At 27.9% G+C, this 12,196-nt stretch carries 11 protein-coding genes; 2 read left to right on the forward strand and 9 right to left on the reverse strand.

Annotated elements, in window-relative coordinates:
• Positions 1-30: 30 nt before the first annotated feature.
• Genes ACMFBB_RS03690 through ACMFBB_RS03715 form a run of 6 tightly spaced genes read right to left on the reverse strand, consistent with a single transcriptional unit; the run spans position 31 to position 6,096 of the window.
• A complete protein-coding gene (locus ACMFBB_RS03690; RefSeq protein ID WP_435263113.1) occupies positions 31-1,398 on the reverse strand; it encodes a hypothetical protein in 1,368 nt (455 codons plus the stop codon).
• Between the two features lie 10 nt (positions 1,399-1,408).
• Positions 1,409-2,143: a TolC family protein gene (locus tag ACMFBB_RS03695; protein ID WP_435263114.1), complete on the reverse strand. Its 735-nt coding sequence runs from the start codon at positions 2,141-2,143 to the stop codon at positions 1,409-1,411.
• A gap of 2 nt (positions 2,144-2,145) precedes the next feature.
• Positions 2,146-3,336, reverse strand: a complete 1,191-nt coding sequence (locus ACMFBB_RS03700; protein ID WP_435263115.1) for a sugar transferase — start codon at positions 3,334-3,336, stop codon at positions 2,146-2,148.
• A gap of 11 nt (positions 3,337-3,347) precedes the next feature.
• Positions 3,348-3,734 carry a response regulator gene (locus ACMFBB_RS03705; protein WP_435263116.1) on the reverse strand — a complete coding sequence of 129 codons (387 nt, stop codon included), beginning with the start codon at positions 3,732-3,734 and terminating at the stop codon, positions 3,348-3,350.
• An 11-nt stretch (positions 3,735-3,745) separates the two neighbouring features.
• Positions 3,746-4,720 (reverse strand): UDP-glucuronic acid decarboxylase family protein, encoded by a 975-nt coding sequence (locus tag ACMFBB_RS03710; RefSeq protein ID WP_435263117.1) that lies wholly within the window; start codon positions 4,718-4,720, stop codon positions 3,746-3,748.
• Complete coding sequence (locus tag ACMFBB_RS03715; protein WP_435263118.1) at positions 4,717-6,096, reverse strand: UDP-glucose dehydrogenase family protein; 1,380 nt, start codon at positions 6,094-6,096, stop codon at positions 4,717-4,719. The genes ACMFBB_RS03710 and ACMFBB_RS03715 overlap by 4 nt, the downstream gene beginning before the upstream one ends.
• A 639-nt stretch (positions 6,097-6,735) precedes the next feature.
• Here ACMFBB_RS03715 and ACMFBB_RS03720 point away from each other — a divergent pair.
• Together ACMFBB_RS03720 and ACMFBB_RS03725 are read left to right on the forward strand one after the other, a co-directional pair.
• On the forward strand, positions 6,736-8,076 hold the full coding sequence (locus tag ACMFBB_RS03720; RefSeq protein WP_435263119.1) for a sigma-54-dependent transcriptional regulator: 1,341 nt from the start codon (positions 6,736-6,738) through the stop codon (positions 8,074-8,076).
• Positions 8,077-8,915: 839 nt separating this feature from the next.
• Positions 8,916-9,311, forward strand: coding sequence for a YchJ family protein (locus ACMFBB_RS03725; RefSeq protein WP_435263120.1), 396 nt, complete (start codon positions 8,916-8,918; stop codon positions 9,309-9,311).
• Positions 9,312-10,554: 1,243 nt separating this feature from the next.
• On the opposite strand, the gene ACMFBB_RS03730 is transcribed toward ACMFBB_RS03725, so the two are convergent.
• The 3 genes from ACMFBB_RS03730 to ACMFBB_RS03740 all read right to left on the reverse strand — a co-directional run bounded on the left by ACMFBB_RS03730 (position 10,555) and on the right by ACMFBB_RS03740 (position 12,154).
• Positions 10,555-10,716: a hypothetical protein gene (locus ACMFBB_RS03730; RefSeq protein ID WP_435263121.1), complete on the reverse strand. Its 162-nt coding sequence runs from the start codon at positions 10,714-10,716 to the stop codon at positions 10,555-10,557.
• 70 nt (positions 10,717-10,786) lie between these two features.
• Positions 10,787-11,167 carry an outer membrane beta-barrel protein gene (locus ACMFBB_RS03735; protein WP_435263122.1) on the reverse strand — a complete coding sequence of 127 codons (381 nt, stop codon included), beginning with the start codon at positions 11,165-11,167 and terminating at the stop codon, positions 10,787-10,789.
• A gap of 36 nt (positions 11,168-11,203) precedes the next feature.
• Entirely contained in the window at positions 11,204-12,154 is a 951-nt protein-coding gene (locus ACMFBB_RS03740; RefSeq protein WP_435263123.1) for a transketolase family protein, read from the reverse strand.
• Between the last annotated feature and the right edge of the window lie 42 nt (positions 12,155-12,196).

Below are 12,196 nucleotides of genomic sequence, written 5' to 3' on the forward strand. Positions count from 1 at the left end.
GGGTAAAATGGAGGTGCTACGACTTTTAGCTTAGTATCCTATTTTTGAATCTTGTAACTTTAACTTTGCAAGATTTAACCCATGAAGAATCTCTAAGTACTCTTGCTCAGCAATATTAAATTCTCTATCAATTCTTTTTAGATTTGCACCTGCAGGAGCATATTTTTTAAACTTTTTATCATAGTCTATATTCCTTGCTCCAACAATATCATATTTCGCTTTTTTATTTTCGAGTTCCATAGATTGATTTAACCATTTATCTAATACTTTTTTTATGGGAACCCCTTCAATAGTATTTTCTAATCTAAATAACTCAACTATACTTTCGCTTAAAACACTTTTCTTCTCCTTTAATACTTTTTTTAAATTATCAACACCAGGTTTATCTTTTATTCCTTCTTGAAATGATAATTTTATTTTTAGATCAACAACAGTAGACTTCATCTTTTCAATGTCTTTTCTCTTCTTTTTAATCAAGTCAACAGTTTTTAATTTACTTTCAAGCTGAGTAACTTTTGCAGTAGCTCCTCTTAACTCTCCTTTTTTATCAAAAAAATCAAGTGTCATATCTTCTTTCATTATGGCTACAGCCTTACTCTGCTCATAATAATTTATGATATTGTTTTGAATATTAAATTTTAAAAGTTCTTGTTCTATCGATTTTAATTTCTCTTTACTTCTTTTTAATTGATCGTTGAAATACTTAACTATATCATTAGAATTCGATTCTTTAATTACTTTATATTTTTTTTCACATAATATAAATAGTATATCTAATGTTTTCTGACATATATAGGGATGTGATGATTCATAATTAATTTTAACAAGATCACTACTATTAATTCTATATGCTCTTATTTTGGAAATTGCTTTAATTGAATAAAATTTAGAATCTGATGATAAAAGCTTATTAATAAAATTAATTTCGTCTTTACTTTGAATACCTTTTAATTCACTGTATATCTTATTTTTTAAAGTATCAATATGAGTTTGTAATTTTCTTCCATCCTTTATTCTTAACTTCATTGCTTCCAAAAAGTTATATGGAATTACTTTAGAAATTTCTTCTTCAACATCTTCAAGTTTTGTCTTTGTTTTCAATTCTGTGTCAACAATATTTTCACTCAATAATCGTAAAGCAACTTCTTCTTGAGTTTTTCTAGATTTTATAATATTTATCAAATTATCAAAAGCTATATTAGTTTTGAATAAATTGAAAGACTTTTCTAATTCTATCGAGCTGTCTGAACCTATTCCAGTATAAATAATACTATGAGAAGAATATTTTAGAGGAAGGTTCTTAGTCAAGAAAAGAGTAATAAAGCTTGTCAGTATTGGTAATACTATTAATAATACCTTATGTTTAAGAAGAAGCCTTATGAAATTAATAATATTCATATAAACACATTTAATTTAATTTAAAACCGATAATATTTTCAAGAATTAACTTGGAGGTAAAAAATCTACTTTTCCCCTTCTCATATTCTATCTTAATAGTTGTAATTATATTTTTCATTCTAGCGTATTCATTTAACTCTAAAACACCATTTTGATATTCAAGTTCAATCATCTTCGATTGAATTTCTGAACCTTCTAGATTAACTGTTAAAATTTCTAAAGAATTTTGGTGTAAAATGAGTTCATGATACACTCTAATAACACGTTCTCTTATCATTTGCTTTTCATATTCTAAAAAATCTTCAGCTTGTTCAATTTCTATTTTAGCTCTCCCCTCTCTTTTTTTCTGATTAAGTATATCTTCAACCGGTATTCTAAAATAAACTCCTACGTTGTAATTATATTGATTAACTGTAGCTAATGAATTTACCGGATTTGTTATATCACTTTCATTTGAGGAAAATTTATTAAAAGTACCATACACACCTTCTCCTCTAACTCCAAAATTTCGTGTCCAATAATTTTTCCACCTTCTTCCATCATTTTTCTTTGCTAATACTTCCTTTTCTCTATGCTTAATCATTGCGTTGTGATTAATAGCCGAATCAATAAGAATTTCAATTTTTGGAAGCAGTACTTTATAATTGTTATTGCTTTTTATTGTGTTTGTGGTTCCTTGAGAACTACAAACCAAGGTTTGTAATAAAAGTATAAGTATTAATATTATGTTGTTCTTTCCTTTCATTGTTATACCGATGTTTTTTGTAATAATGCAGGGATTGTTCTTAACAGAATTTTTAAATCAAACCATAAAGAGTAATTATTGTTTGTAAAATGATCGGAATAAATATTATCCAATTTCATTCTTTCTTCCTCTGACATTTTACCTTTTTTACCTCTAAGCTCTACCTGCCATAACCCAGTTATTCCTGCGGGTGCTAAAAAGCGTTTTGCCATATAATCATCAGTTAATAATTCTGCCTCATATAAAGGAAGAGGTCTATTCCCAACTATAGACATGTCCCCTTTCAAAACATTGATTAATTGAGGAAGTTCATCAATACTTGTGTTTCGTATAAATTTACCTACACTTGTAACTCTTGGATCATTTGGAATTTTTATAAACTTAGATGTATGATTTAATGAATTAATTTTCTGCACATTATACCAATACTCACATATCTTTTTGTTGTCGATATATAAAACAGTGGAACAAGTTTCATTTTCATTACTTTCTTTACATCTAGGGCATTCATCCTTTGCAACTTTTGATGTGGTATTAGGTTTATATAAATTATTTTTTATTGATAATTTTTTAAGTAGAGAATCTGCACCAGTTCTCATTGATCTTAATTTGTAAAAATTAAAAGTCTTACGTCCTACTCGTTTAGTGACGTAGTAAAAATTACCTCTTGATTCAACCTTGATACAAATAATTACTAAAATTAACAGAGGCAATACCAAGAGTAATACAAATAATGAAAATACAATATCGAAGATTCGTTTGGATAAAGGCAATTTATAAACCTCTAAACTTTTCGTAGATTCAATTTCTTTTATATCTGATTCTAAATCTAAACTTGTGTATAATATTGAATTAACTCTTTTTAAAACATCTTCAACAGTAGATGCGTTCCAAACAAAATAATCGGTTATTTTAGTTTTAAAACATGTTTCATATTGGTCATTATTAAATACTTTAGAAATAAGTATGAATGGAATATTTTTACTTTTTATGTCTTCTTGTAAAAGTTGGTATAAATAAATACCGTTATTTCCTGACAAATCATATTCGCTAATAATCATAGAATAAGATTGTCTTTTCTTTATCATACTCAAGGCTTCCATTCCATTTTCAGCACTCTCAATAGAGAAGAGATACTTTTCAGTAGCCTTCACAAATTTTTCACTATTTAAACCTACATATAAAACTTTCATATCATTCTTTTTTACCAAGACCTACAATAATTTATTGGGTATAAATTTTTCTTTATTACTTCTCTTAACTCTTCTGGGTTAAAGGGTTTTGATACATAATCTTGAGCACCTAACCTATAACACTTAATTCTTTCAGAACTTTCTTTATTTCCTGACAACATAACCACTGGCGTATGCTTTAAAAAACCAATCAAACGTATTTGTTCTAAGAGTTTAAAACCATTCATATGAGGCATTTGAATGTCACTAATTATTACATCAGGAATTAATTCTTTGAGTTTAACCAAAGCTTCTTTAGCTGAATTTGCAGTTTCAACATCATAATCATTCTTTAAAAAATTCTCCAGTAACACACAAGTTGTCAGTTCATCATCGATAACTAAAATTTTTTTTCTCATAATTACAATCGTTAATTAAACTTATTCAGAGTTGAATAATCTCTATTGTTTTTTATACACTTATCAAAATAATTGATTGTTTTGATAAGCCCTTCTTCTAATTTTGTAATTGGTTTCCAATTCAATGTTTCTTTTGCTAAATCAATATTGGGTTTGCGCCTCAATGGATCATCTTCAGGCAAAGGCAAATGAATTATTTTTGACTTTGAATTAGTAAGTTCAATAATTTTTACAGCTAATTCTAGTATGGTGAACTCCTCTGTATTTCCTATGTTGATGGGCCCAATTATGGAATTAGAAGTATTCATCATTTTATATAAACCTATAATTAAATCATCTACATACTGAAAACTTCTAGTTTGCTTACCATCTCCAAAAACAGTGATGTCTTTATCCTGAAGCGCCTGTAAAATAAAATTAGAAACAACCCTACCATCATTAGGCATCATTCTTGGTTCATAGGTATTGAAAATTCTAACTATTTTAATATGTACGTTATTTTGTCTGTGATAATCCATACATAAGGTTTCTGAAGCACGTTTACCTACATCGTAACAGGATCTTTTTCCAATGGGATTTACATTTCCCCAATACTCTTCGCTTTGTGGATGCATCTTTGGATCTCCATATACTTCGCTAGTTGAAGCTTGTAAAATTTTTGCATTTACTCTTTTAGCAAGACCTAACATATTAATAGATCCAATAACTGATGTTTTCATTGTTTTTATTGGATTATACTGATAATGTTGTGGAGATGCAGGGCAGGCCAAATTGTAAATTTCATCAGTTTCAATATGAAAAGGATTAATAATATCATGCCTAATTATTTCAAAATATTTCTCACTCTTTAAATGAATAATGTTCTCTTTCGATCCAGTAAAAAAGTTATCTAAACAAAAAACTTCATGACCTTTGGAAAGTAAATACTCACATAAGTGTGAACCTATAAAACCAGCACCGCCTGTAACTAAAACTCTTTTTTTCATAATGCATCTGAAGATTTTAAATTAACTATTTCGTCTTGCTTTGATTTTGAGATTAATACTGGAGGACGACCAACTGAGTAGTAGTTAAAACCAGCTTTTTTCAATAAATCAAGTTGAAAAATGTTCCTCCCATCAAAAATGGTATTACCTTTCATTATTTTTTTAATAATCTCCCAATTAGGATACTTAAACTCAGACCATTCCGTTAAAATTATCAAAGCATCTACATCGTTGGCAGCCTCATATTCATCTTCACAGTAAATAATTTTATCACCAAAGTGTTCTTTTGCATTTTCTATAGCTATAGGGTCGTATGCTTTAACTTTTATATTTGATTTTATAAGTTCATTTATTAATGATAATGACGGCGCTTCTCTCATATCATTCGTTTGTGGTTTAAAACTAAGCCCCCAAACACCAATAACTACATCACTAATATTATTATCAAAATGTTCTAATAATTTGTCATAAATTATCTTTTTCTGCTTTTCATTTACTTTTTGAACAGCTTTTAAAACATTCATCTCATAATTTGAAGCTTCAGCAATTTTTATAATAGCTTTTACGTCTTTAGGAAAGCATGAACCTCCATACCCTATTCCAGGATAAATAAACTTTTGTCCAATTCTTGAATCCGAACCAACACCTTTCCTTACATCTTCAACATTAACATTTAATATTTCACATAAATTAGCTATATCATTCATAAAACTAATCTTAGTCGCAAGCATAGAGTTGGCAGCGTATTTAGTCATTTCAGCAGATCTATTATCCATAATTAAAATGGGGTGACCATTTAAAGTAAAAGGTTTATATAATTTTTGCATTATTTTAATTGCTCTTTCACTATTTGCACCAACAACTATTCTATCAGGTTTGAAAAAATCATTTATTGCAGCTCCCTCTTTAAGAAATTCAGGATTGCTAACTATATCAAACTGTATAGGTATCCCTCTTTTGTTTATTTCTAATTGGATTATATCCCTTACTTTCTCAGAAACACCTATAGGAACGGTACTTTTTATCACTATAACAGCATAATGATTTAATTGATTTCCAATTTCTTTTGCTACATTAAAAACATAATTTAAATTAGCGCTTCCATCTTCATTTTCAGGTGTTCCCACTGCAATAAAAATTATGTTTGCACCTTCTAAAGCTTTTGAAAGAATATTTGTAAAATGTAATCGTTTCTTTTTTACATTTCGATTCATTAATTCCTCTAAACCTGGTTCATATATAGGTATAATACCATTATTTAAACTATCTATTTTAGTATCACTAATATCCATACAGGTAACATTTAAACCGATATCCGAAAAACAAGAGCCAGTGACTAATCCTACATAACCACATCCTAAAATTGCTATATTCATATAATTAATGTTAAAATTTTCATAAATATTTACAAAACAGATGCCAAAACACATAACTTCCTGATAAACAAACACTTAACTATACAGAAAGGATATGTATAATTCCATATACTGGAATAAATGTGTAAAAAGGTTTAAAGACTAACCTTTAGTTAATATTTGTCTACTATATAAATAGTTTTCAATTAGCCTATTTATTATTTCTTAAGAATGCACAATAAATTTCATACTAAGTAACTTTTGTATAATGAATCAACTTATTTAAGTTTTGATTATACTGATCTATTAACTTAAAAACTATAGAGTTAACAAGATAAAACAAAGAGTTACATAGGACTGAAGTGTTAGATAATAATAATCGAAATTATAATTTACTTTAAATTATAAAACATACGATCATATTCATTGATTTGTCTTCAATTTAATATAATTCTATTTTAATAACTACAGATAGAATTTAATAAAATAAGCTTTCCCTTTTAAATATTTAACCATAAAAACATGAGAAAAAACTACAACTTAAAAACCATTAAAATATCACTTAAAAACAACTCATCGATGAATATCTCTATTTTAACGATTTAATTTGTTAAAAATGGAAATATTCCATAATTTGGAATAAACATTTAATTTACAATTATGATTTTATCCCCCCAATTTAAAATCTATATCATTGAAAAAGATAAATGGTTTAGACGTTTATTAAAATACCACCTAAACCTAAACCCTGATTTTGATATAGTCGTTTACAATTCATTTAGAGACCTTTCAAAAAATTCAACTATAAAACTGGATTTGCTTGTATTAGGATTAACAGAATTTAATAGCAGAAACATTGAAACCTTAAAAAAAATAAATAAGGAGTATCCAAAAACACCAATAATAGCAATAGGAAATAAAAATAATTTAGAAGCTAGAAATGAATTAATAGAACTAGGTGTCGTCGAATTATTATTAAAAGGCGAAACCACCAAAGAACAACTTTGGGAGAGCGTTTTAAACATAAAACAAAAATCAAAAAACAAAGAATTAGAAGCTGTTAGTTTCAATAGTAAAAAAAACTTAATAATAGGAAAAAGTAAAGCTATCAAAGATACTTTCAATTTGATAGATAAAGCTGCTACTTCTCTTATCAATGTTTCCATATCAGGTGAGACTGGAACTGGAAAGGAATTAGTGGCAAGAAACATACATGACAAGAGCTCTAGATGCTCTAGCAACTTTGTTGCAATCAATCTTAGCTCATTACCAAAAGATTTAACTGAAAGTGAACTATTTGGCCATGAAAAAGGTGCTTTTACAGGAGCTGCATCCAAAAAAGTTGGAAAATTTGAACTTGCCAATGGAGGCACCTTATTTCTTGATGAGATTGCTGAAGTACCAATGTCAACACAATCAAAATTATTAAGAGCATTAGAGGAAAGAGAGATATCAAGAATTGGCTCCAATTCAATTATAGAACTCGATATTCGTGTAATTACTGCAACCCATAAAAATTTATATGAGGAAGTAGAAAAAGGAAACTTTAGAGAAGATTTATATTATCGATTGATAGGGCTAAATATTGAACTCCCTCCTTTACAAAACCGCATTGAAGATATACTTTTACTAGCTAATTTTTTTATAGAAAAATATTGCTTAAAAAATAGAACTGAACATATTACTTTGAGTAACGAAGCGTTAAAAAAACTAAAAAGTCATAATTACCCAGGTAATATAAGAGAATTAAAATCTATCATAGAATTAGCATGTGTTATTTGTGAAGATAATACAATATGTACTAGACACATAAACTTTATAAAAAAGACCAATGTCAAAAGAAAATTTGAAATAAATAAAACATTAAAAGAACATACTCTAGATATTATAAAGCAGTACCTAGTTCAATATAGAAACAATGTTGTAGAAACATCAAAGGCACTAGGAATTGGTAAAAGTACTATCTATAAAATGATTAAAGCTGGTGAATTGGATATTTAATTCAATTTAAAATTAACCAATAGATATCAAAATATACATTTATTAAGTCCCCACAGGTTTGTACAAAACTTTTGAAAATGTCTATATGTTTTAAATTATACAACCAAATTACGTTAGGAATTCCGTATTTATAACTAATAATATGTTAGTTAAAAGCTACTAAAACTCTACTTAATTTCTTAACGTAATTTGGTATATTATATACTTTAAAAAATCATATTCTTTTAAGTAAGGATTCTTGGCACCGTTTATATTTCTACTTGTATTAAATTTTAAGTAATAAAATTATGAATGTACTTTACTTTTAAGTTTATTTTACAAATAAACAACATACTCATATACTTTTTAAACTATAAGGGTAAAACAAAATAGTAATTATCCTTAATAACTATAGAAACGGAATACTAGTTATGTTAGAATAGGTAGAACAAGTTCTATAAGCATCTATATAAAGAAAATTTTAGCTAACAACACTAATACTGGTAATATAAAAATTGTAGTTTATAACCTGAAATATAACAATTCTTCTATTATATACTAAAAAGATGAATTTTCTAGTAACCACAATACAACCATATCTGAAAAATTAAATAAACCTATTTGAAATAAAAATGATAAACGTTTATTAAAACAAGTCTTATTAATGATGCCTTTAAAAGACAATAGATTAATATACCACTAAAATAAATTTTAATAGCTCAACATAAAATAAAGAAAAAGTATTTTTGTGAAAAATATTCGAAAGATGAGTTAGTAGCAAGTTTCTTATTTAATAGCTCTATAAAACACTCTTTTAAAGAGCAAAAAATGAAAATGAACTTTTAAATTAAATTAACATCATGCAATGTCCGTGTAATCCAACAATAGAATATAAAAATTGCTGTAAAAAAGCACATCAAAATATTAACTTAGCAATAACAGCAGAAAACTTGATGCGCTCAAGGTATAGTGCTTTTGTTTTAGGAGATATAGATTATTTACAAAAAAGTCATCATAATAGCACTAGACCAAACAAAAGAGAAAAAAAAGAGATTTTACAATGGGCTAAATCTGTACAATGGATTAAACTTGAAGTTCTAAATACTTATAAAGGTACTTCTATGGATACTATTGGAAACGTTGAATTTAAAGCTTTTTTTATGGAAAATGGAAAGGTAGAAATTATCCATGAAAATTCTCTATTCTATAAAGACACCGAATGCTGGACCTACGTAAAGGGAGTACTACACTCATAATTTAAAAATTAACACAATTAACTTAATTTAACATTTCAAGCTGTAACAATTTTAGGTTTCATTCTTCTTACTTGTATAAACGTATTACAAAATAGCGTTGAGAGGAAAGGTTTTCTTGTTGAAGTTGGCCTTTTCTCTTTTCCTTTTCGATAAACTCATAGTAACTCAAAACATATAACCTTTTAAATCATACCCCTCTACTCTAAAAAAACAAGTATTAAGCTTATAAAACAATCAAAAAAACACACTTATATAAAGTAAATCATCAGTATTTGACATTTAAGCTGTAACAATTTTGGGTTTCATTCTTCTTACTTATATAAACGTATTATAAAATAGCGTTGAGAGGAAAGGTTTTCTTGTTGAAGTTGGCCTTTCCTCTTTTCCTTTTCGATAAACTCATAGTAACTCAAAACATATCACCTTTTAAATCATACCCCTCTACTCTAAAAAAACAAGTATTAAGCTTATAAAACAGTCAAAAAAAACACACTTATATAAAGTAAATCATCAATATTTGACATTTAAGCTGTAACAATTTTAGGTTTCATTCTTCTTACTTATATAAACGTATTATAAAATAGCGTTGAGAGGAAAGGTTTTCTTGTTGAAGTTGGCCTTTCCTCTTTTCCTTTTCGATAAACTCATAGTAACTCAAAACATATCACCTTTTAAATCAAACCCCTCTACTCTAAAAAAACAAGTATTAAGCTTATAAAACAGTCAAAAAAAACACACTTATATAAAGTAAATCATCAATATTTGACATTTAAGCTGTAACAATTTTAGGTTTCATTCTTCTTACTTATATAAACGTATTATAAAATAGCGTTGAGAGGAAAGGTTTTCTTGTTGAAGTTGGCCTTTCCTCTTTTCCTTTTCGATAAACTCATAGTAACTCAAAACATATCACCTTTTAAATCAAACCCCTCTACTCTAAAAAAAACAAGTATTAAGCTTATAAAACAGTCAAAAAAACACACTTATATAAAGTAAATCATCAATATTTGACATTTAAGCTGTAACAATTTTAGGTTTCATTCTTCTTACTTATATAAACGTATTATAAAATAGCGTTGAGAGGAAAGGTTTTCTTGTTTAAGTTGGCCTTTCCTCTTTTCCTTTTTAATATAGTTATTGAATAAAACAACGTTTAATTAAATTAAAAAGCTGAATAATTTAAAATTATTCAGCTTTTTAATCAAAACTATATATTTTTAAGTTCTAAAGAATTCTGCCCTCTTTAAAACCTGTATGATAAACCAATTATTATTTGGTTTACTCTTGTATCAAAATTAACATTTGGAGCTCCATTACTGTTAATTAATTTCGATTCAGTATCAGAAAAAGCCCTTTCCCATCTTAGATCCAATCCTATCTTACCTAATTCAACACCCGCTCCCAATTGAAGTCCAACTGTAAAACCACTTACATCAGTTTTTACATCATTTAAACTTTTTAAACTAAAATCTCCATCAACAATATACTGAAAAGAAGGTGCCTATAAATACATGAGCTACTTTTAAAAATTTTTTACCTAATAATACCGGTATATCAATTTTTTGAAAATTATAACTAGCTTTTTCATCTGAATTTTTGGCAGATAATTCACTTTTTAAAGATGTATATACTAACTCAGGCTGAACATACAAACCAATCACAGGAATTTTTATGCGTGTTAAAACACCAATATGAAATCCGGTTTTACTTTTAGCTCCATCTAAGACATCTGTTTTTACTTCTTGAAAAGAATCAGAATTATAATTAATTCCCCCTTTGATACCAAACTGAATTTGTGATTGAGAAACTTGAATAACTCCAAACAAAAACAAAACTAATATTGCTATTTTTTTCATAATCTAAATTTATTTGTTTAACGAATTTTATTTATCTTATTTTCTTTTGATTGCTTTTTCAACAGCTGCAACAATAGCTACATCATTTAAGCCATACTTTGCCATTAACTCATCTGGAGTAGCTGATTCTCCAAAACTATCATTAACTGCAATAAATTCTTGAGGACATGGATTATTAATTGCTAAACAACGTGCAACACTTTCTCCTAAACCTCCGTACTTATTATGTTCTTCAGCAGTAACTACACAACCTGTTTTAGCTACAGACTCTAAAATAGCTTTTTCATCTAAAGGCTTAATAGTATGTATATTTATAACTTCCGCAGATATTCCTTTTTCTTCAAGTTGTTCTGCTGCTTGTAATGCTTCCCATACTAAATGCCCCGTTGCTACTATAGTTACATCAGTTCCTTCAGTAAGTTTAATTGCTTTCCCGATAACAAATGGCTCATCTGTCATAAAAACAGGTACTTTTGGTCTTCCAAAACGTAAATACACAGGTCCTTCATGTTCTGCAATAGCTAAAGTAGCTGCTTTTGTTTGGCTATAATCACAAGTATTAATTACTGTCATGCCTGGTAACATCTTCATCAATCCAATATCTTCCAAGATTTGATGTGTAGCTCCATCCTCTCCAAGTGTAAGACCTGCATGTGATGCACATACTTTTACATTTTTATCAGAATACGCTATAGATTGACGAATTTGGTCGTACACACGACCTGTTGAAAAATTAGCAAAAGTTCCGGTAAAAGGTATTTTACCTCCAATAGTAAGCCCTGCTGCAATTCCCATCATGTTTGCTTCAGCAATTCCTACTTGATAAAAACGTTCTGGATGATTTTTCTCAAAATCATTCATTTTTAACGATCCAGTCAAATCTGCACATAGAGCTACAACATTAGGATTTGTTTTTCCTAATTCAGTTAACCCATCGCCAAATCCTGAACGGGTATCTTTTTTTTCAGTGTAAGTATATTTTTTCATTAGTATGTGTTGTAAATACGGCTCAAAAATAATCTTTTAAAA

Source organism: Tenacibaculum sp. nBUS_03, assembly GCF_051201695.1.
Taxonomy (GTDB): Bacteria; Bacteroidota; Bacteroidia; order Flavobacteriales; family Flavobacteriaceae; genus Polaribacter.

Excerpts from the sequence above, each read along its gene's own strand:
- ACMFBB_RS03700 (WP_435263115.1), bottom strand. The coding sequence starts at position 3,336 with ATGAAAGTTTTATATGTAGGTTTAAATAGTGAAAAATTTGTGAAGGCT.
- ACMFBB_RS03720 (WP_435263119.1), top strand. The coding sequence starts at position 6,736 with ATGATTTTATCCCCCCAATTTAAAATCTATATCATTGAAAAAGATAAA.
- ACMFBB_RS03715 (WP_435263118.1), bottom strand. The coding sequence starts at position 6,096 with ATGAATATAGCAATTTTAGGATGTGGTTATGTAGGATTAGTCACTGGC.
- ACMFBB_RS03735 (WP_435263122.1), bottom strand. The coding sequence starts at position 11,167 with ATGAAAAAAATAGCAATATTAGTTTTGTTTTTGTTTGGAGTTATTCAA.
- ACMFBB_RS03725 (WP_435263120.1), top strand. The coding sequence starts at position 8,916 with ATGCAATGTCCGTGTAATCCAACAATAGAATATAAAAATTGCTGTAAA.
- ACMFBB_RS03695 (WP_435263114.1), bottom strand. The coding sequence starts at position 2,143 with ATGAAAGGAAAGAACAACATAATATTAATACTTATACTTTTATTACAA.
- ACMFBB_RS03705 (WP_435263116.1), bottom strand. The coding sequence starts at position 3,734 with ATGAGAAAAAAAATTTTAGTTATCGATGATGAACTGACAACTTGTGTG.
- ACMFBB_RS03740 (WP_435263123.1), bottom strand. The coding sequence starts at position 12,154 with ATGAAAAAATATACTTACACTGAAAAAAAAGATACCCGTTCAGGATTT.
- ACMFBB_RS03710 (WP_435263117.1), bottom strand. The coding sequence starts at position 4,720 with ATGAAAAAAAGAGTTTTAGTTACAGGCGGTGCTGGTTTTATAGGTTCA.
- ACMFBB_RS03690 (WP_435263113.1), bottom strand. The coding sequence starts at position 1,398 with ATGAATATTATTAATTTCATAAGGCTTCTTCTTAAACATAAGGTATTA.